This window comes from Streptomyces polyasparticus (assembly GCF_014493765.1).
GTDB lineage: Bacteria > Actinomycetota > Actinomycetes > Streptomycetales > Streptomycetaceae > Streptomyces > Streptomyces polyasparticus.
Window position 1 is genome coordinate 245,793 of sequence record NZ_JACTVJ010000007.1, and the last position, 20,383, is coordinate 266,175.

15 protein-coding genes and 2 tRNA genes are annotated in these 20,383 nt (G+C 68.7%); 11 read left to right on the forward strand and 6 right to left on the reverse strand.

The features are described from left to right. Positions 1-828: 828 nt before the first annotated feature. The 8 genes from dnaN (at position 829) to H9Y04_RS16840 (ending at position 10,568) form a co-directional block, all read left to right on the forward strand. Entirely contained in the window at positions 829-1,959 is a 1,131-nt protein-coding gene (gene dnaN / locus H9Y04_RS16805) for a DNA polymerase III subunit beta (protein WP_187814691.1), read from the forward strand. 108 nt (positions 1,960-2,067) lie between these two features. Further along, positions 2,068-2,952 (forward strand): phosphogluconate dehydrogenase (NAD(+)-dependent, decarboxylating), encoded by an 885-nt coding sequence (gene gnd, locus H9Y04_RS16810; RefSeq protein ID WP_187814692.1) that lies wholly within the window; start codon positions 2,068-2,070, stop codon positions 2,950-2,952. Positions 2,953-3,011: 59 nt separating this feature from the next. Beyond that, on the forward strand, positions 3,012-4,133 hold the full coding sequence (gene recF / locus H9Y04_RS16815) for a DNA replication/repair protein RecF (RefSeq protein WP_187814693.1): 1,122 nt from the start codon (positions 3,012-3,014) through the stop codon (positions 4,131-4,133). Next, the gene (locus H9Y04_RS16820; RefSeq protein WP_187814694.1) at positions 4,130-4,678 is read left to right on the forward strand and encodes a DciA family protein; all 549 of its coding nucleotides are present in this window, start codon (positions 4,130-4,132) and stop codon (positions 4,676-4,678) included. Before recF ends, H9Y04_RS16820 begins: the two co-directional genes overlap by 4 nt. 337 nt (positions 4,679-5,015) lie before the next feature. Beyond that, positions 5,016-7,067, forward strand: a complete 2,052-nt coding sequence (gyrB, locus tag H9Y04_RS16825) for a DNA topoisomerase (ATP-hydrolyzing) subunit B (protein ID WP_187814695.1) — start codon at positions 5,016-5,018, stop codon at positions 7,065-7,067. A 38-nt stretch (positions 7,068-7,105) separates the two neighbouring features. Next, positions 7,106-9,691 (forward strand): DNA gyrase subunit A, encoded by a 2,586-nt coding sequence (gyrA, locus tag H9Y04_RS16830; protein ID WP_187814696.1) that lies wholly within the window; start codon positions 7,106-7,108, stop codon positions 9,689-9,691. Between the two features lie 17 nt (positions 9,692-9,708). Continuing rightward, complete coding sequence (locus H9Y04_RS16835) at positions 9,709-10,362, forward strand: DUF3566 domain-containing protein (protein ID WP_187814697.1); 654 nt, start codon at positions 9,709-9,711, stop codon at positions 10,360-10,362. Positions 10,363-10,494: 132 nt separating this feature from the next. After that, a tRNA-Ile gene (locus tag H9Y04_RS16840) sits at positions 10,495-10,568 on the forward strand. Between the two features lie 194 nt (positions 10,569-10,762). Here the strand turns inward: H9Y04_RS16840 and H9Y04_RS16845 are convergent. Both H9Y04_RS16845 and H9Y04_RS16850 read right to left on the reverse strand, forming a co-directional pair. Then, positions 10,763-11,167 (reverse strand): DUF6193 family natural product biosynthesis protein, encoded by a 405-nt coding sequence (locus H9Y04_RS16845; protein ID WP_308801002.1) that lies wholly within the window; start codon positions 11,165-11,167, stop codon positions 10,763-10,765. Between the two features lie 631 nt (positions 11,168-11,798). Further along, entirely contained in the window at positions 11,799-12,206 is a 408-nt protein-coding gene (locus tag H9Y04_RS16850) for a DUF6344 domain-containing protein (RefSeq protein WP_187814698.1), read from the reverse strand. A 394-nt stretch (positions 12,207-12,600) separates the two neighbouring features. Here H9Y04_RS16850 and H9Y04_RS46155 point away from each other — a divergent pair, with 394 nt between their 5' ends. Then, a complete protein-coding gene (locus H9Y04_RS46155; RefSeq protein ID WP_003999697.1) occupies positions 12,601-12,729 on the forward strand; it encodes a DLW-39 family protein in 129 nt (42 codons plus the stop codon). A gap of 304 nt (positions 12,730-13,033) precedes the next feature. Beyond that, positions 13,034-14,263, forward strand: coding sequence for a hypothetical protein (locus tag H9Y04_RS16860; protein ID WP_187814699.1), 1,230 nt, complete (start codon positions 13,034-13,036; stop codon positions 14,261-14,263). 212 nt (positions 14,264-14,475) lie between these two features. Here H9Y04_RS16860 and H9Y04_RS16865 read toward each other — a convergent pair whose 3' ends face one another. Together H9Y04_RS16865 and H9Y04_RS16870 are read right to left on the reverse strand one after the other, a co-directional pair. Beyond that, entirely contained in the window at positions 14,476-15,786 is a 1,311-nt protein-coding gene (locus H9Y04_RS16865; protein WP_187814700.1) for a serine/threonine-protein kinase, read from the reverse strand. 156 nt (positions 15,787-15,942) lie between these two features. After that, the gene (locus H9Y04_RS16870; RefSeq protein ID WP_187814701.1) at positions 15,943-16,494 is read right to left on the reverse strand and encodes a helix-turn-helix domain-containing protein; all 552 of its coding nucleotides are present in this window, start codon (positions 16,492-16,494) and stop codon (positions 15,943-15,945) included. A 160-nt stretch (positions 16,495-16,654) separates the two neighbouring features. Here H9Y04_RS16870 and H9Y04_RS16875 point away from each other — a divergent pair. Further along, a tRNA-Ala gene (locus H9Y04_RS16875) sits at positions 16,655-16,727 on the forward strand. Between the two features lie 350 nt (positions 16,728-17,077). Here H9Y04_RS16875 and H9Y04_RS16880 read toward each other — a convergent pair. After that, on the reverse strand, positions 17,078-17,926 hold the full coding sequence (locus H9Y04_RS16880; RefSeq protein WP_187814702.1) for a PRD domain-containing protein: 849 nt from the start codon (positions 17,924-17,926) through the stop codon (positions 17,078-17,080). Positions 17,927-18,065: 139 nt separating this feature from the next. Beyond that, positions 18,066-20,192, reverse strand: a complete 2,127-nt coding sequence (locus H9Y04_RS16885) for a glucose PTS transporter subunit IIA (protein ID WP_187814703.1) — start codon at positions 20,190-20,192, stop codon at positions 18,066-18,068. Between the last annotated feature and the right edge of the window lie 191 nt (positions 20,193-20,383).

Genomic DNA, 20,383 nt, shown 5'->3' on the forward strand with positions numbered 1-20,383 from the left:
TTCGCCGTTTCGGGCGCGCACAGCGGCCGTTCCCGTACGTCCGAGCTGTTCGAATAGCCCCTGTGCAGGACTGTTTCTCCACAGAAATCCCCAGGAGACCCCGTCCACACCCTGGGGACTGGGGAGTTGTCCAGATCGTGTCCACAGCCGCAGCGAGTGACACCTCATCAACCCAGGTCAGCCACCTGTGGATTCGTGGACAACCGTTCTCCACAGACTGTGGACGATCTCGGTACCCACAGGCTGTTGATGAAGTTGTCCACCGGCTGCCCACAGGGATCGGAGCGTTGTCCCCAGGATTCCCCAGCTTCTCCACACGCCTGTCCACTGTTCGGCAACGCAACGCGCCATCTCACCGGGTCGAGTGAAAGGCGTCACACAAAGGTGCCTGGTTGGGCTGTGGGCAACGTGGGTAAAGCTGGGGACGATGCTGGGGAGAAGTGGCCCTCGGCTGTGAATCAGGTGTGCAGAACTTTCCGCCGTCCACAGTTCACCGGGGTTATCCACGGGTGCCGCCCACAGGCACGGTGGACAAAATTTGGCGTCTGACCTGCGACAACGCGGTTATCCACGGTTTCCACAGCCCCTACTACTACGACCAAGTAGAGAGAGGGTTGGAATCGATTTGAAGTGGGGGCTGTGCACAACTCGAGGCGCGTCGCCTTCTGCCCGCCCGTCACGACTTGACCCCGACAGGCACCAGCTGTCAGTGCGGTGCGTCAGACTGGTCCCCGGCGTTCTCCCCACCTTGGGGACGGACCAACCACCAAGACAGCGAAGACAGACCAGCAGGGCGAGCAGCCAGGCATCAGCAGGAGGCGGCTTACGGTGAAGATCCGGGTAGAGCGCGACGTACTCGCGGAGGCGGTGGCCTGGGCGGCACGCAGCCTCCCTGCCCGACCGCCGGCGCCGGTCCTGGCGGGCCTTCTGCTGAAGGCGGAGGAAGGCGCGCTGAGCCTCTCCGGCTTCGACTACGAGGTCTCGGCCCGCGTCTCGGTGGACGCGGAGGTCGACGAGGAGGGCACGGTCCTGGTCTCGGGCCGACTGCTCGCCGACATCACGAGGGCGCTGCCCAACCGGCCGGTGGAGATTTCCACAGACGGTGTACGGGCGACGGTGGTCTGTGGATCCTCGCGGTTCACGCTGCACACCCTCCCCGTCGAGGAGTACCCGGCGCTGCCGCAGATGCCGTCGGCGACCGGCGTTGTCCCCGGTGAGGTCTTCGCCTCCGCCGCGGCCCAGGTGGCCATCGCGGCCGGCCGTGACGACACCCTGCCGGTGCTCACGGGTGTGCGCATCGAGATCGAGGGCGACACCGTCACGCTGGCGTCCACCGACCGCTACCGCTTCGCGGTCCGCGAGTTCCTGTGGAAGCCCGAGGTGCCGGACGCGTCCGCGGTCGCCCTGGTGCCCGCCAAGACCCTGCTGGACACCGCCAAGGCGCTGACCAGCGGCGACAGCGTCACCATCGCGCTCTCCGGCTCGGGTGCCGGTGAGGGTCTGATCGGTTTCGAGGGCGCGGGGCGCCGGACGACCACGCGGCTGCTCGAAGGCGATCTGCCGAAGTACAAGACGCTCTTCCCGACGGAGTTCAACTCGGTCGCGGTCATCGAGACCGCCCCGTTCGTCGAGGCCGTCAAGCGCGTGGCCCTGGTCGCCGAGCGCAACACCCCGGTGCGGCTCAGCTTCGAGCAGGGCGTGCTGATCCTGGAGGCCGGTTCCTCCGACGACGCACAGGCTGTGGAAAGGGTCGACGCCCGGCTCGACGGCGACGACATCTCGATCGCGTTCAACCCGACGTTCCTGCTCGACGGCCTCAGCGCCATCGACTCGCCGGTGGCGCAGCTGTCCTTCACCACGTCCACCAAGCCTGCGCTGCTCAGCGGCAAGCCGGCCGTGGACGCCGAGGCGGACGACGCGTACAAGTACCTGATCATGCCGGTCCGTCTCAGCGGCTGACGTACCAGGACAAAGGGCCCCCAGGGCCCCACAGGTGGCTGCCTACGTCCGGGCTTAAGCTCGGACGTAGGTACGAAAGCCCACCACGCGACATATAAGGAACATCTGATGGAGCTCGGTCTCGTCGGTCTCGGCAAGATGGGCGGCAACATGCGCGAGCGCATCCGCCGCGCAGGCCACACCGTCGTCGGATACGACCGCAACCCGGACGTCGCCGATGTCCACAGCCTGCAGGAGCTTGTGGGCAAGTTGAAGGGCCCCCGAGTGGTCTGGGTGATGGTCCCCGCCGGGGACGCGACCCAGTCCACCATCGACGAGCTCGGCGAGCTGCTCGAGCCGGGCGACGTCGTCGTGGACGGCGGCAACTCGCGCTGGACGGACGACGAGAAGCACGCCGAAGAGCTCGCGGCCAAGGGCATCGGCTTCGTCGACTGCGGCGTCTCCGGCGGCGTCTGGGGCCTGCAGAACGGCTATGCGCTGATGTACGGCGGCGACGCCGAGAACATCGCGAAGGCCCAGCCGATCTTCGACGCCCTGAAGCCCGAGGGCGACTTCGGCTCGGTGCACGCGGGCAAGGTCGGTGCCGGCCACTTCTCGAAGATGGTCCACAACGGCATCGAGTACGCCATGATGCAGGCCTACGCCGAGGGCTGGGAGCTCCTGGAGAAGGTCGACTCGGTCACCGACGTGCGTGAGGTCTTCCGCTCGTGGCAGGAGGGCACGGTCATCCGTTCCTGGCTGCTCGACCTCGCGGTCAACGCGCTGGACGACGACGAGCACCTGGAGAAGCTGCGCGGCTATGCGCAGGACTCCGGCGAGGGCCGCTGGACTGTGGAGGCCGCGATCGACAACGCGGTGCCGCTGCCCGCGATCACCGCGTCGCTCTTCGCCCGCTTCGCCTCGCGCCAGGACGACTCCCCGCAGATGAAGATGATCGCGGCGCTGCGCAACCAGTTCGGCGGCCACGCCGTCGAGTCCAAGAGCGAGAACTGATCCACAGCCTGTGCACGGCTGTCCGCGAATGAGGTAGCCGGGGGAGGTCGGCACACACCATGCACGTCACGCATCTGTCGCTGGCCGACTTCCGGTCCTACGCCCGGGTCGAGGTTCCGCTCGACCCGGGCGTCACCGCGTTCGTGGGCCCCAACGGGCAGGGCAAGACCAACCTCGTCGAGGCCGTCGGCTATCTGGCCACGCTCGGCAGCCACCGCGTCTCCTCGGACGCCCCTCTCGTACGGATGGGGGCCGAGCGCGCCGTCATCCGCGCCGCGGTCCGCCAGGGCGAGCGCCAGCAGATGGTCGAGCTCGAGCTGAATCCCGGCAAGTCCAACCGGGCCCGTATCAACAGGTCTTCGCAGGTCAGACCGCGTGACGTGCTGGGGATAGTACGGACGGTCCTGTTCGCGCCCGAGGACCTCGCCCTGGTGAAGGGCGACCCGGGCGAGCGCCGGAAGTTGCTCGACGAGCTGGTCACGGCGCGCTCTCCGCGGATGGCCGGAGTGCGCTCCGACTACGACCGCGTCCTGAAGCAGCGCAACACCCTGCTCAAGTCCGCCGCCATGGCGCGCCGGCACGGCGGCCGCTCGATGGACCTGTCCACACTCGACGTCTGGGACCAGCATCTGGCCCGTGCGGGCGCCGAGTTGCTGGCCCAGCGGCTCGATCTGATCGCCGCGCTGCAGCCGCTCGCCGACAAGGCGTACGAGCAACTGGCGCCCGGCGGCGGCCCGTTGGCTCTCGAGTACAAGCCGTCCGCCGAAGGGTCGGGGACCAGCCGCGAGGAGCTCTACGAGCAGCTGATCGCCGCCCTGGAAGGCGTACGCAAGCAGGAGATCGAGCGCGGCGTGACCCTCGCCGGACCGCACCGCGACGATCTGCTGCTCAAGCTCGGCGACCTGCCCGCCAAGGGGTACGCGAGCCACGGCGAGTCCTGGTCGTACGCGCTCGCGCTGCGCCTGGCCTCGTACGACCTGCTGCGCGCGGAGGGGAACGAGCCGGTGCTCGTGCTCGACGACGTCTTCGCCGAGCTGGACACGCGCCGACGCGAACGACTCGCCGAAATGGTGGCCCCGGGCGAGCAGGTCCTGGTGACCGCGGCGGTGGACGACGACGTTCCGGGGGTGCTCTCCGGAGTGCGCTACTCCGTGTCGCAGGGCGAGGTGACCCGCGTATGACCGCAGAGGAGAACCCCGGAGAGGCCGAGAAGCCCAAGCCGGCCGAGCCCAGCGGCATCGACCTCGCCCGTGTCGCCCTGCGCGCCGCCAAGGAGCAGGCCCGCGCGCGCGGCGCCGAGGCGCAGCAGAAGAAGCAGGCCAGGCGGGGCGGCGGACTGCGGTCCGGGGCGCGCGCCGACGGCCGCGACCCGCTGCCGCTCGGTGCCGCGATCAACCGGCTGATCAGCGAGCGCGGCTGGGAGACCCCGGCCGCCGTGGGCGGCGTGATGGGCCGCTGGCCGCAGATCGTCGGCGACGACCTCGCCAAGCACTGCGTGCCGCAGAAGTACGACGAGGACGAGCGCGTCCTGACCGTCCAGTGCGACTCGACGGCCTGGGCCACGCAGCTGCGGCTGCTCGCCCCGCAGCTGGTCGCGCGCCTGAACCAGGACCTCGGCCAGGGCACCGTCCGCCTCATCAAGGTCCTCGGTCCCGGCGGTCCCCCCAAGCGCTACGGACCCTTGCGCGCCCCCGGAAGCACAGGTCCCGGCGATACGTACGGGTAGTCGCCTTCCCTGCGTAGGGACGTGCCGTCCCTCACCGTAGTGAAGGGTTGACAGCCCGAAGCGCTGAGCGCCCGTGTGAGCCTCTTGGAGCCCCGTTCCGCATATGGGGAGTCGAGAGAGACCGGTTCAGGACGGCACATGCGGACTCAAGGGCCAGCAAGCCCCCATTACTGTCGGCGCTACCGGTAGACTGGGAGACAATCCCGCCCCCTCGGGGGTCCGGGGCCAGAACGCTGCATCACGTCTTCACGCGGCACGCGCCTCACACGCGCGCGTGTGGAACGCCGACATATACGAACGACGCAGCCGCTCCCGACATTCGCCGGGAGCTTGGCTTGTGCTGTGCCAGAAAGGGCGCTTCGTGGCCGATTCCGGCAACCCCAACGAGAACATCCCGTCCACCGACGCCGCCGGCGAGACCGTGTACGACGCCAGCGCCATCACCGTCCTCGAGGGTCTGGACGCGGTCCGCAAGCGGCCGGGCATGTACATCGGCTCGACCGGTGAGCGCGGCCTGCACCACCTCGTGTACGAGGTCGTCGACAACGCGGTCGACGAGGCGCTCGCCGGCCACGCGGACACCATCGACGTCACGATCCTCGCCGACGGCGCGGTGCGCGTGATCGACAACGGCCGTGGCATCCCGGTGGGCATCCACCCCGTCGAGAAGAAGCCGGCCGTCGAGGTCGTGCTCACCGTGCTGCACGCGGGCGGCAAGTTCGGCGGCGGCGGCTATGCCGTTTCCGGCGGTCTGCACGGCGTCGGTGTCTCCGTGGTGAACGCGCTGTCGTACAAGCTCGCCGTCGAGATCAAGACGGACGGCTACCGCTGGACGCAGGAGTACAAGGCGGGCGCGCCGACCGCGCCGCTCGAGCGCCACGAGGCCACCACCGACACCGGTACCGCGGTCACGTTCTGGGCCGACCCCGACATCTTCGAGACCACCGAGTACTCCTTCGAGACGCTCTCGCGGCGCTTCCAGGAGATGGCCTTCCTCAACAAGGGCCTGACGATCAAGCTCACCGACGAGCGGGAGTCGGCGAAGGCGGTCAGCGGCGCGGACACCGCCGACACCGCTGACGACGGCCAGGCCATGTCGGTCACGTACCACTACGAAGGCGGCATCGTCGACTTCGTGAAGTACCTCAACTCCCGCAAGGGAGAGATGATCCACCCCACGATCATCTCGCTGGAGGCGGAGGACACGGACAAGTCCCTGTCCCTCGAGGTCGCGATGCAGTGGAACTCGCAGTACAGCGAGGGTGTCTACTCGTTCGCGAACATCATCCACACGCACGAGGGCGGTACCCACGAAGAGGGCTTCCGCGCGGCTCTCACGAGCTTGATCAACAAGTACGCGCGCGACAAGAAGCTCCTTCGCGAGAAGGACGACAACCTCACGGGTGACGACATCCGCGAGGGTCTGACCGCGATCATCTCGGTCAAGCTGAGCGAGCCGCAGTTCGAGGGCCAGACCAAGACCAAGCTGGGCAACACCGAGGCCAAGACCTTCGTGCAGAAGGCGGTCTACGAGCACCTGGCCGACTGGCTGGACCGCAACCCCAACGAGGGCGCGGACATCGTCCGCAAGTCCATCGCCGCGGCCACCGCGCGCGTGGCGGCCCGCAAGGCGCGTGACCTCACCCGCCGCAAGGGTCTGCTGGAGTCCGCCTCGCTGCCGGGCAAGCTGTCCGACTGCCAGTCGAACGACCCGACCAAGTGCGAGATCTTCATCGTCGAGGGTGACTCCGCCGGCGGCTCGGCCAAGTCCGGCCGAAACCCGCAGTACCAGGCGATCCTCCCGATCCGAGGCAAGATCCTCAACGTCGAGAAGGCGCGGATCGACAAAATCCTGCAGAACCAGGAGATCCAGGCGCTGATCTCGGCCTTCGGCACCGGAGTCCACGAGGACTTCGACATCGAGAAGCTCCGCTATCACAAGATCATCCTGATGGCGGACGCCGACGTCGACGGGCAGCACATCAACACCCTGCTCCTGACCTTCCTGTTCCGCTTCATGCGGCCGCTGGTCGAGGCCGGGCACGTCTACCTGTCGCGCCCGCCGCTCTACAAGATCAAGTGGACCCGGGACGACTTCCAGTACGCGTACTCGGACCGCGAGCGCGACGCCCTGATCGAGCTGGGCCGCCAGGCCGGCAAGCGCATCAAGGACGACTCGGTGCAGCGCTTCAAGGGTCTCGGCGAGATGAACGCCGAGGAGCTGCGCATCACGACCATGGACCAGGAGCACCGCGTCCTCGGTCTGGTCACGCTGGACGATGCCGCGCAGGCCGACGACCTGTTCTCCGTGCTGATGGGCGAGGACGTGGAAGCACGCCGTTCGTTCATCCAGCGCAACGCCAAGGACGTCCGCTTCCTCGACATCTGAGTCGGTCACGTACAGCTTCGAAAGGATCTTGAACGGCCATGGCCGACGAGAACACTCCCAGCACTCCTGTAGAGGGCGTCATCGCGCAGCGCATCGAGCCCGTCGGGCTCGAGACGGAGATGCAGCGCTCGTACCTCGACTATGCGATGTCCGTCATCGTCTCCCGCGCGCTGCCGGACGTCCGTGACGGTCTCAAGCCGGTGCACCGCCGCGTCCTGTACGCGATGTACGACGGCGGCTACCGGCCCGAGAAGGGCTTCTACAAGTGCGCCCGCGTCGTCGGCGACGTCATGGGCAACTATCACCCGCACGGCGACTCCTCGATCTACGACGCGCTGGTCCGCCTCGCGCAGCCGTGGTCGATGCGGATGCCGCTCGTGGACTCCAACGGCAACTTCGGCTCCCCGGGCAACGACCCGGCGGCCGCCATGCGCTACACCGAGTGCAAGATGGCGCCGCTGTCGATGGAGATGGTCCGTGACATCGACGAGGAGACCGTCGACTTCACGGACAACTACGACGGCCGCTCCCAGGAGCCGACCGTCCTGCCGGCCCGCTTCCCGAACCTGCTGATCAACGGCTCCGCCGGTATCGCGGTCGGCATGGCCACCAACATCCCGCCGCACAACCTCCGCGAGGTCGCGGCCGGTGCGCAGTGGTACCTGGAGAACCCCGAGGCCTCCCATGAGGAGCTCCTTGACGCGCTCATCGAGCGCATCAAGGGCCCCGACTTCCCGACCGGCGCCCTCGTCGTCGGCCGCAAGGGCATCGAGGAGGCGTACCGCACGGGCCGTGGCTCCATCACGATGCGCGCGGTCGTCGCCGTCGAGGAGATCCAGGCCCGCCAGTGCCTGGTGGTCACGGAGCTGCCGTACCAGGTCAACCCGGACAACCTCGCGCAGAAGATCGCCGACCTCGTGAAGGACGGCAAGGTCGGCGGCATCGCCGACGTCCGCGACGAGACCTCTTCGCGTACGGGCCAGCGCCTGGTGATCGTGCTCAAGCGCGACGCGGTCGCCAAGGTCGTCCTGAACAACCTGTACAAGCACACGGACCTGCAGACCAACTTCGGCGCCAACATGCTGGCCCTGGTCGACGGCGTCCCGCGCACGCTCTCTCTCGACGCGTTCATCCGCCACTGGGTCAGCCACCAGGTCGAGGTCATCGTCCGGCGCACCAAGTTCCGGCTGCGCAAGGCCGAGGAGCGCGCCCACATCCTGCGCGGTCTGCTCAAGGCCCTGGACGCCATCGACGAGGTCATCGCGCTCATCCGGCGCAGCGAGACGGTCGACGTCGCGCGTACGGGCCTGATGGACCTGCTCTCGATCGACGAGATCCAGGCCAACGCGATCCTCGAGATGCAGCTGCGCCGGCTCGCCGCCCTGGAGCGCCAGAAGATCGTCGCCGAGCACGACGAGCTGCAGGCGAAGATCAACGAGTACAACGCGATCCTCGCCTCGCCCGAGCGCCAGCGCCAGATCATCAGCGAGGAACTGGCCGCGATCGTCGAGAAGTTCGGCGAGGACCGCCGCTCCGCCCTGGTGCCCTTCGATGGCGACATGTCCATGGAGGACCTGATCGCCGAAGAGGACATCGTCGTCACGATCACCCGCGGCGGCTACATCAAGCGCACCAAGACCGAGGACTACCGCTCGCAGAAGCGGGGCGGCAAGGGCGTGCGCGGGACGAAGCTCAAGGAAGACGACATCGTCGACCACTTCTTCGTCTCGACCACGCACCACTGGCTGCTGTTCTTCACCAACAAGGGCCGGGTGTACCGGGCGAAGGCCTACGAACTGCCCGATGCCGGACGCGATGCGCGCGGCCAGCACGTCGCAAATCTGCTCGCCTTCCAGCCCGACGAACAGATCGCCGAGATCCTCGCGATCAGGGACTACGAGGCGGCCCCCTACCTGGTCCTCGCGACCAAGTCGGGCCTGGTCAAGAAGACCTCGCTGAAGGACTACGACTCGCCCCGCTCGGGTGGTGTCATCGCCATCAACTTGCGTGAGACGGACGACGGTTCGGACGACGAGCTGATCGGCGCCGAGCTGATCTCCGCCGAGGACGATCTGCTGCTCATCAGCAAGAAGGCCCAGTCCATCAGGTTCACCGCAACGGACGACGCGCTGCGCCCGATGGGCCGCGCGACCTCGGGCGTCAAGGGCATGAGCTTCCGCGAAGGCGATGAGCTCCTCTCGATGAATGTCGTCCGGCCCGGTACGTTCGTGTTCACCGCAACTGATGGTGGGTACGCGAAGCGGACCGCCGTCGACGAATACCGCGTCCAGGGTCGCGGCGGCCTCGGCATCAAGGCCGCCAAGATCGTGGAGGACCGTGGCTCGCTCGTCGGCGCGCTGGTGGTCGAGGAGCTCGACGAGATCCTCGCCATCACCCTTGGCGGCGGTGTGATTCGTACGCGAGTCAACGAGGTCAGGGAGACGGGCCGTGACACCATGGGCGTCCAACTGATCAACCTGGGCAAGCGCGATGCCGTGGTCGGTATCGCTCGTAACGCCGAGGCCGGACGCGAGGCGGAGGAAGTCGACGGTGACGTCGACGAGTCGGCCGAGGGTGAGACGGCCGCAGGCACGGACGAGGGCACGGCGCCCGAGACCGAGTAGCGCGAGGAGTGCAGGACGTGAGTGGAGCCACGGGCGCCGGAACGAACGGACCCGGACCGGAAGGCGGCCGTGGCCCCGCCGAGTCTGAGCACGCAGCGCAGGGGGGAACAGTGACGGATACGCGAGGGCCCCAGGCCTACGCTTCGGAGACCGCGGCCCAGGCCGACTACGCCGCCGGGCCCCTGCCCGGTGAGCGTCAGCCGAGTGGTCCGGCCGGTCCCTACCACCCGCCGCAGGCCTACCCGGCGCCTCCCGAGGGTGCCGTACGCCGTGCGCGGACCGGTGCGCGGACTACGCCGCGTACGCGCAAGGCGCGGCTGCGGGTCGCGAAGGCCGATCCGTGGTCGGTCATGAAGGTCAGCTTCCTGCTCTCCATCGCCCTGGGCATCTGCACGATCGTCGCCGCCGCCGTCCTGTGGATGGTCATGGACGCCATGGGCGTCTTCTCCACGGTCGGCGGGACGATCTCGGAGGCCACGGGGTCGAACGAGTCCAATGGATTCGACCTCCAGGCGTTTCTCTCGCTGCCGCGGGTCCTGATGTTCACCTCGATCATCGCGGTGATCGATGTGGTCCTCGCCACGGCGCTCGCCACGCTCGGAGCGTTCATCTACAACCTCTCCGCCGGTTTCGTCGGCGGTATCGAGCTCACGCTCGCAGAGGACGAGTAAACGTTTCCTGCCTGGCCGGCGGGGGCCCCAGGGGTTCTCCCCCGGGATGACCCGGTATCGATTTTGGGACTGGGCGCGTCGTGCGCTAATCTTCAGAGGTCAGCGCGCGGGACACACACCGCAGAGCGCGGCGGGGCTATAGCTCAGTTGGTTAGAGCGCATCCCTGATAAGGATGAGGCCACAGGTTCAAATCCTGTTAGCCCCACATACGAGAAGACCCTCAGCCGGTTGCGGCTGGGGGTCTTTGGCATGTACGGCTGACATCAGCGGCCGTAGGGAAGTTGTGGTGGTGAACGCTAGTGGTCTCGGCCGGAGACACCATCGTGCTTGAGGCGATCCTGTTGACCGCTGTCGCCGTGGTCGGTACGGGGGTGGCTGGGTGCGCAAGAGGCGCAGGCGCTAGCCGGTCAGCGGATCTTCGTCAGCGTTCGGCTCCGGCGCTGTCGCTTCGAGCTCGTCCCTGGTGTTCGCATAGGCAGGACCGCACCCAGGTGGCAGCAGACCGGCCACCATGGCGACGGCCTCTTGCGCTGTCGCTGCGGGGCCGACGGTCTCGGAGCGGAGCGGTCCGGACACCCAGTAGGTTCCTTCGGCGGCCGGCTGGATGTAGGGGATGTCCCAGGTCCATGGCCACTCGGTGCAGCGGCTGAAGTGCAGTTCGCCCATCCCTGTCCAGGGAAACAGCTGTCGCAAGCGCGGCTCGGCGTAAGCCGTCTCCAGGAGCTCGGGGCGGACGCGTCCGTCGTCGCGAACCGCCTGCCAGCCTTCCTCGACACGAGTGTTACGCGGTGAGTCCGTGGCCACAGCGCCATCATGCAGGCAGGTGCGCGCGGAGGTACACGCCCCGCGCGGTTGTCGGCAGCGTGGGGAGCGAGGGGATCTCCGGCGCGCATGCCGACTGGCATCAAGTAGTAGACATCCAACTTTCGCGTACAGCGGGCACACACCCGGTCGTACACAGGGTCATCCGTGCGTACACAGGGTCATCCGTGCGGCAGCAAGCTGCTCCGCATCGCTCACAGCCTTGCCGCTGGTGGTCTCTGAAGTTTCTCTGAAGCTCTCGTCACGTCATCGAGCCTGTCGGGCCGGCCTGCTCTCAGGGAGAGCGTTCGGCGCCACAGGGACAGCCATCAGACCGAAGGTCACCCACGGCCGACCAGTCCCTGTCCTCTTCATGCTCCGCATGCTCTTCTTCAGGAAGCACATGCTCTTCTTGGGGAAGCGACTTCCCCGTGTCTCTCGCTGTCAGGGCCCACCGTCGCGGTTGGGCCTGAACCTCACTGGCAGTACGCCCGAGGTCCGTAGGGGTTCGGCCGATGTCATCGGCGCCCCTGGGTCAACCTGATCAGGATGAGGTCGAAGGTTCGCATCCTGCTGGCCCCACGGTCCGACCTTGAGGTCAGGAAGCCCGGTGGCCGACGGGAGTTGCCGGGCTTCAGTCGCTGCTGTGGTGCTGCGCGACGCCGTGCTGTGCGCCCGTCCGGCTGTTCTCGTACGTGGTGAGCGCGGTCTCGTCGTTCAGCAGGTGGGGCTCACGGGTGTCGGCCCGGTGTCGTGCCTCGGCGCGCGGGATCTTGAAGCTGCGGGACGAGGGCGAGCTGTTGTGCGCCTCGGCGCGGATGCGCTGCTTCATCGTCGGCGGTCTCGTCGAGTCGCACGGCCGCGCGATGAGCGAGGCCGGCACGGGGTGTGCGGCCGGGGCGCTCGTCGCCGGGTTGCCGGCGTCGGTCCGCTGCGGTACGGCCGCGGCGGCGGGGGTGGTGATGAGCCCCAGGGAGGCGAAGAACGCGAGAAGCGCGCTGACGAGCGCGGACCACAGACGCGTGGCCTTGGTGGCAGCCATGATCGTTCCTTTCGGATGGGTCGTGCGAGGGGTCGTCCGCCCCATTCGGGTCGGACGATTTGCGTACTTTCCTCATGATGTGTACGCAGGACTCGAAGTGGGGGAGCCGCCGCCGCGATGCGCCGATCTTCAGATGAACACCACCCGTTCGGACCCATGCCCCGCCCTTTTCGTCCCCGAGAGCTCGGTTTTGCCCGTGCGAGGGGTGAAAGCGGCGAACGTCACAGGGCGCCGAACGGGTGTCGGCGGAGGCTTCCGGAGCGCTCTTGCGCAGGTCGACTGCGTTGCGGCGGGCGGGAGTTGGGTGCGCCACGAGGGCGTCGGGCGGCCATCCCCGGTGTGTATAGTCGGGCGCCAGAAGGTCCCCTACGTCAAGGAAAGACGAGGTAGCGCGGTGAAGAAGCTTCTCCTGGTCGCACTGGCCGCCATCGGCGGGCTCCTCGTGTACCGCCAGATCCAGGCGGATCGCGCCGAGCAGGATCTGTGGACGGAGGCGACTGACTCCGTGCCCACCGGTTCGTGAGGTCTGTACACGTCGCTTTGCACTTGCCCCGGTCGCCGCTCGCGACCGGGGCTTTGTGTTGCGTGGAGTGCAGCTGTGTGCTCAGTGTGACTACGAGCCGTTCCTTCCTGGTTACTGACTGTCCCTTTTGTTCGCTTGCGTGAATCTTTCGGTTGCGTTGGCGAACAGCCCGGGTGCAGGGCTGATCCACCGGCAGTGCTCCTGCATGCGCTGACAGTGCCGCGGCCGTCGCGGCAGGATGAGACCGGCCCCGGCGAAGGCGAGGAGCACGGTGACGATGCGGCGCGGCAGAAGGTGTACGGCGGTGGCGTTGGCGGCCGTGAGCGCCGTGGTGGTGCTGCAGACGCAGACGGCTGCCGCCGAGCCCTATCCGTACGGCTTCCCCGACGGCACGCGGACCGTGGCCGGCGCGAGCGGTCCTGGCGGGGCTCCGGTGCTGGCCGCGGAGGCGACGTATCGCAGCAAGATCTCTCCCGGGCAGAAGCTGCACTACCGCGTGGAGCTCGACGGCACATCCGGCGCCTATGTCTCCGCGGTGGCGCTGCCCGGGCTCGACGACCGGGTGGTCTACGGGGACGGGCTCGAGGTGCGGCTCGAGAGCGCGGACGGCGGCCGGTGCGGGTTCGACACCGCACGCTTCGGTTCCGCCGACTATCCGCGGCCGCTGGTGGCCTCCGTGGAGCGGCTGGTCGAACAGGGCAGCACGCGGTGCCAGGACGCCGGTACGTACACGGTGGTCGTCGAGCGTGCGGAAGGCGGCAAGGCCGCGTCGCGTGCGCCGTGGGACCTGGAGCTGGACTTCGTCGCTGAGCCCGCCCTGAAAGGCGCGGCACCCGGCGCGACGCCACCGGCGTCGGTGCCCGGGGCCGGATCGCTGCCGGAGGGGACGGCCAAGGAGCAGCAGGGCGGTACGAGCTTCCATGACGCGGCCGTCATCGGGCCGGGGGTGTGGCGCGGGCGGATCGAGCCGGGGCGGACACTCTTCTACAAGGTGCCGGTGGACTGGGGTCAGCAGCTCGCGGCCGGGGCGGAGCTGGGCGGCTCCGGCGGCAACGGGGCGGTGCCGGCGGCGCTGCGTCTCGGGCTGCACAACCCGGCCAGGGCGGAAGTGACGGCCGACCAGCCCGCTTTGAGCGGTTCGAGCACCAGGGCCGTGCTCGACGGGGTGCCCACGGTGGCGTACGAGAACCGGCACGCATCGGCGCCCAAGGTGAAGGGGATGCGGTTTCCCGGGGCGTACTACCTGCAGGTGACGCTCAGTCCGGAGCTCGCGGAGAAGTACGGGGACGGGCCGCTGGACGTCACCCTGCGGGTCGGGGTGGACGGGGCGGCAGCCGACGGGCCCGCGTATGCCGGGGATCCCGGGATCTTCCAGGTCGAGGGCGGGACCGGGCAGTCGGGCGGGACCGGGCAGGCCACGTCGCGCAACGGCGGGATGCAGGCCGTGGCCGCGGTGGGCATCGGGCTGGGGACGGCGCTTGTGCTGTGGATGGCTGTGTGGGCTGTGGTGGGGCGGCGGCGGGGGGAGGCTTGAGGTGTGGTGGTGCGGGGGCGGTGGTGTGGGGCGGTGCAGTGCGGGGCGGTGCAGTGCGGGGCGGGGCCGGTGGTGTGGGGCGTGGGCCGGTAGGGGGTGGTGTGAGCAGTGAGGGCCGCGTGCGTGGTGGGCTGCGGGGATCCGGCGTTGTCAGTGGGCGCCGATAGCCTGGAAAGGGCTTCGGCCCCCGGGCGGGAGGGGACTGTCCGGGGTCAGAGCTGCGTCAGGGCCCAGAAGCCCACCGCGAAGCACAGTGCGGCGAGGAGCAGTACCGGGACGGCGACCTTCGCGGGGGGACCCGAGCGGCGTCTGTGGGGCCGTGTGCGGTGAACAGGCGGGTTCTGGGCTGGTGTTGCGGGCGTTGCGGGTGTCTGGGCCGGGATGTGGGGCGCGGGGGGTGCCTGGAGTGTGTACGGGCGGGTGGGGGTGTGCTCCGGGAACGGGGCCGGGGCGGGGCCCGGCGTCGGGGCCGGCGCCGAGGTCGCGTGCGCGGGCGGTGCGGCCGTGAGGGGGGCGGGCGCGGGTGGCGAAGCGGCGGGCGGTGGGGCTGATGGGATGCCTGGGGTGATTGGGCTTGGGGTTGCCGGCGGCGCGGGGGTTGCCGGGGTTGCCGGGGGCGCCGAGGTCTCCGCGGCCGCTGCGGCTTTCGGGCCGTGGTCGCCGAAGCCGTCCGGCAGTGGGCCCAGTTGGTCGAAGACCTCGATGATTTCGTCGTCGGGGCCGGGCGGCAGCAGCAGCTGTACGGCCTCCGCGAGCGCCTTGCGGGCGCCGGTCGCGCTGCGGAAGCGGGCATGCGGGTCCGGCTGGAGCAGGCCTGCGAGGACCTGCCACAGTGGCGCGGGGATCGTGCGCGGGGCAGGTGGGGTGCCGTGCGCGCGGAAGAGCTCCGTGAGCGCCTGGGCGTCCGGCTTCGCGCCCTCCAGGAGATAGAGGGCGACCAGGCCCGTCGCGAACAGGTCCGCCGGGAAGTCCGGTTCGTCGTACGCGCTCTGCTCTGGCGCGATGTATCCCGGTGTCCCCACGACCAGGTCGGTCTGGGTCAGCCGGGGGTCGCCCTTGCGCATGGAGATGCCGAAGTCCGAGAGCCGCAGATGCGGGCGTCTCGTGCCGGTGGCCTCGAGCAGGATGTTGGCGGGTTTGATGTCGCGGTGCACGACGCCTTCCGCGTGCACCGCCGAGAGCCCCGCGAGCAGTTGATCGAGCAGCTCCGCCACATAGTGCGGCGGCAGCGGCCCGTAGTCCCCGATGAGATGGGCGAGTGAGCCGCCGCCGACCAGGTCCATCGTGAACAGGACCTTGTCGTCGTCGGCAGCCCAGCTCGCCGGGGCCAGCACATGCGGGTGGTCGATACGCAGAGCCTGCTCCCGTACGAAACGGAGCAGGCTGTGCGCATCGCTCTGCAGCAGGACCTTGGCGGCGACATAGCGGCGTCTGCGGTGATCCCAGGCACGCCAGACGGCACCGACGCCACCGCGTCCGATCGGGTCGACCAGTTCGTACCGGCCGGCGAAGATCTCACCCATGACCGTGCTGCACTCCCCGTCCAGCCCCCGCGGGCTGCTCGGCTGCTGCCGGTTCAGATCTCTCCCCGTGTGGACCTGAACCGTCCGATCGAGCTGAGGGCTTTTGCCCCGCCGCTGCCCCTGCTGCCTCTGCAGTTACCCCTGCTGCCCCTGCAGTTACCCCTGGTGCGACTCGTAGTGCGTCACCGCGTCGGCGGTGCGCCCGGCGCCGTACACCCGCAGGAACTCGGCGAGTTCCGGATGTGTCGGGGCGAGTGCGTCGGCCGCCTCGATGATCTCACCCGCGGACGAGACGGACCTCAGCAGCGACTGGATCTCACGGACCACTCGCTTGACGGTCGGCGCCCCCACGCCGGCCCCCCTGGCCTGGGTGGTCGTGGTGAGCACCGCGCCGCCCTGGTTCTTCTTGATCTCCTCCATGCGCTCGGCCGCCTCGGAGGCGCTCACGCTGCCGTCCGCGACCTGGCTCGACAGATCCTGGAGCAGCTGTACGCGCTGCACCACGGCCGGGTTGCCGATCTTGGCCCGCTGGCCGCTCATCAGCTGCGACAGCATCGGCGCCGACAGGCCGAGTACTGCCGCGAGCCGGGCCTGGTTCAGGCCCAGGTCCTCTATGAGACGACGGAAGAGCGCCCCCAACGGCTCTCCGTACCAACTGCGCTGGAGCTCTCTGGCTCTCGCAGTGGCTTCCTGCTGCTCCGCATCCACGATGCGTCCTCCCCTTCGCTGGTGCGAACCTCGCGGAGCATCTTACGGAGAGTGGTCGCATAGGGGGAGTCCCAATCCTTTTGCGGGATCCGGGGGGTGACCCGGTACTCTTGTCCCCGGCGCACGCACGGGAGTGGTTTTTCCGCGGCGTTCCCGTCCCGGGGCCTTAGCTCAGTTGGTAGAGCGCTGTCTTTGCATGGCAGATGTCAGGGGTTCGACTCCCCTAGGCTCCACATATCTTCACCCCTCTGACCTGCGGAAACGCTGTCAGGGGGGTGTTCTTGTGCCCCGGGACAAGCCTGCCTGCGCCTACCTGACTGCCGGGAACAGGGCGCGGGTGACGCGGGCTCCGGGGCGAGGAAGACGGCGTCCGGCTCGACCAGGACGGCGGAGGGTTCCGCTTCCGCGGTGATCGAGCCGGTCACGAAGGTCTTTGTCTTTCGGCCCTCGGTTCCGGTGACGGCGATGAGGGACTGCAGCTGTACGGCGGTGCGGTCGAGCGGCTGCGTGCCGGCACCGCATCCGTCAGCGGAGGGCTGATGCGTGCCCATGGGTGGCTGCGCGACAGAGGGCGATACGGGGCCTACGCGGCGGGGTCGTCCGCCGTTGTCATGCGGGCGACGTGGAGCGCCAGGTAGGAGACCTCGTCCTCGCTGAGCTTCTCGCCGAGGCGCAGCTCGACGATCGTCGCCAGCTGCTGGGCGGTGTTGGTCGCGTCCGGGTAGTGCTGGCGGATGCCCTTGCCGATGGTGGACTCGTGGCCCTTGAGCTGCCGGTGCTGCTGGATCCGTACGAACAGATAGCGCACATGCGTGATGAAGCGCGCCGCGTTCATCGACTGCTGGGAGACGTCGAGCCCGTACCGCTCCCCCACCACCGCGAGCATCTGCTGGATGACCCCGGTCATCGTGTACGTGAAGGACAGATCGCCCGAGGCGAAGCCGGCGTTGACCAGATGGAGCGCGAGTGCGGTGGCCTCGGAGGGCTCCAGCTTCGGGTCCACGCGCTCGTTGATGGCCGCCAGAAGGCGTTCCGCCTGCGCGTACTCGGTGGCGTACAGGGTCTGTGTCTCGGCGCGCAGCGGGTACTCGATGACGATCCCGCGCTTGGCCCGGTCGAGCGCCCCCGCGACATGGTCGGCGACGGCGATGGCGAGCGTGGGCCGGGTGGACTCGCGGCCCTCGATACCGGCCTCGCCGAGAGCGATCACCACCGCCCGCAGGACCTCTTCGTCGATGAGGGCGAGGGTCTCGGCCACATGGTCGGGGTCGCGGCCGTCGGCGGGGACGAAGACGCGCACGATCAGGGAGGGGTCGATCGGCTTGCCCTGGCGGGAGTTGAAGCCGATCCCGCGCCCGGTGACGATGACCTCTTCGCCCTTGTCGTCGCGCGCGAGGACCACGTTGTTGTTGAGGACGCGCAGCGTCTTCACCGCCGGCCCTCCTTCCCGTCCGTGATCCGGTCTGTCCGATGATCTCGCATCGGCCTGTGCAGCGGCCCCATCATCCGGCGCGGCGCACGCACGCGTCCCCTTGCGGGTGCGTGCGTGCGCCGTACGGCTGGCGGGGTGGTTACCGTCGTACGGTCACCACGGGGGCGCCGGCGAGGACGTCCTGCCCGGTGTGCGGCTCGACCGAGGCGAGGTCCGCGGTGTTGGTGACGGTCATCAGGGTGACCGTCGGGTGCTGCGCGGCGCGCACGGCGTCGAGGTCGACCTCGACGAGCAGGTCGCCGGCCGAGACCTGCTGGCCGGACTCGACGCGTACGTCGAAGCCCTCACCCTTCATCTGCACGGTGTCGATGCCGACGTGCACGAGCACCTCGACGCCCTCCGCCGTACGGATGCCGAAGGCGTGGCCGGTCTCCGTGGTGGTGACCAGCTCGCCGTCGACCGGGGCCACGATGTGACCGTCGGCCGGCTCGATGCCCACGCCCTCGCCGAGCGCGCGGGAGGCGAACACCGGGTCCTTGACGTCGTCGAGGCTGACCACGTGGCCCGCGACCGGGGCGGAGAGCTCGACGCTCTTGCCCGCGGGAGCGGTGGCCGCGGCACCCGCGGCGGAACCGGCCGCGGCACCCGCAGTGGAACCGGCAGCGGCTCCTGCGGTGGAACCGGCACCGGCAGCGGCACCGACCAGCTCGCGCTCCTCGACCTTCGCGCCCTCGTCCGGGGTACCGGCGGCGGCAGCCTCGGCGGCGTCGCGCTCGGCGTTGGCCTGGGCGCGGTCCTCCTTGGTGCGGAAGTCCGAGAAGTAGACGAGCGCCATCGAGGTGAAGAAGGCCGCGGCGATCGCGATGACGTACGTGACCATCGGGTCGAAGACCGGGATGGTCAGCAGCGAGGTGAACGCGAAGGCGTCCGTGTCGACGCCGCCCATGACGCCGACGATGATGCCGCCGACGAGGCAGCCCACGAGCATGCGCGGGTAGATCCGCTTGAAGCGCAGGTGGATGCCGTAGAGCGAGGGCTCGGAGATACCGCCGAACAGACCCGCGGCGAGCGCGCCGGTCGCGGTCTGGCGCATCTCCTTCTCACGGTGGCGGACCGACAGGAGCAGCACACCGGCGGTGGCACCGAAGCAGGCGAAGTTCCATGCGCCCATGGGGCCCTGGATGAAGTCGTAGCCGAGGACGCTGATGTTCTGCAGCATCAGGGCGTTGAGCGGCCAGTGCAGACCCAGCGGCACCAGGAACGGGTAGATCAGCGGGATCATGATCGCGAAGACGATCGGCGCGTTGTTGTTCATCCAGGACAGACCCTCACCGAGGCCGTTGCCGGCCCAGACGCCCAGCGGGCCGATGAGGAAGGCGGTGACCGGGATCATGATCAGCATGCTGAAGAACGGCACGAACACCATGTGCACGTTCTCCGGGAAGACCCGCTGCAGCGCCTTGTAGACCAGGGCGAGCAGGGCGACCATCAGGAGCGGCACGAAGACCTGGCCGCCGTAGTCGTTCAGCTGCATCGGCAGACCGAAGACCTTCGCCACACACTCCTGCGTGCCGAGCGTGTCGTTCACCGTGCAGGTGATCCCGGGGATCCCGGAGTCCTTGTTGAGCATGCCGGTGAAGTTCGGGGTCATCACCGCGGCCATCACCGCGGCGCCGACCCACGGGTCGATCTTCAGCTTCTTGGCGGCGTTGTACGCGACCATGATCGGCAGGAAGTACAGCACCGAGCGCCACATGGCGTCGACGAACACCCAGGTCGCGGACTTGTCCTCGGCGCGGAAGTCGACGTAACCGAGGGCGTCGAGCACCGAGGCGATCGCGATGATCAGCGAGGAGCCGAGCAGCACACCCATGAGCGGGCGGAACGAGTCCGAGAGGTACTCGAAGAAGTTGTCGACCCAGGCGAACTTGCCGCGGCTCTTGGCCCGCATCTCCGCCTTGACGTCCGCGTCCGACTTCGGCTTCGCCGTACCGCCGTTGCTCATCGACGGCAGGTTCATGATCTCGGAGTAGACGCGTGAGACGGCGCCGCCGATGACGATCTGGAAGCGGTCGCCCGACTGCGGGACCGTGCCCATGACGCCGCCCAAGGCGTCGAGCGCCTTCTGGTCGACCTTCGAGCCGTCGTGGAGCTGGAAGCGCAGCCGCGTCGCACAGTGCGTGAGGCTCTCGATGTTCTGCGCGCCGCCGACACCGCGGAGAATGCTCTCCGCCAGCGCCTCGGGTCCTGCCTTGGGTGTGCTCATGATGCGTCCTTGCACCTTGCTGCTTGGTTCCGGGCAACAAAAAAGGCCCGGGTCGCGCACGCGGCGCTACCCAGGCCTTGCCTCTCCTCAAGCGGTCCGCCGCCGTGGCATCGCGCGGGCGATGACGGTGACGTCCTCGGAGAGTAACAATCCTGTGATCGAGATCGATCGAACTCACGTTAACCCGCGCG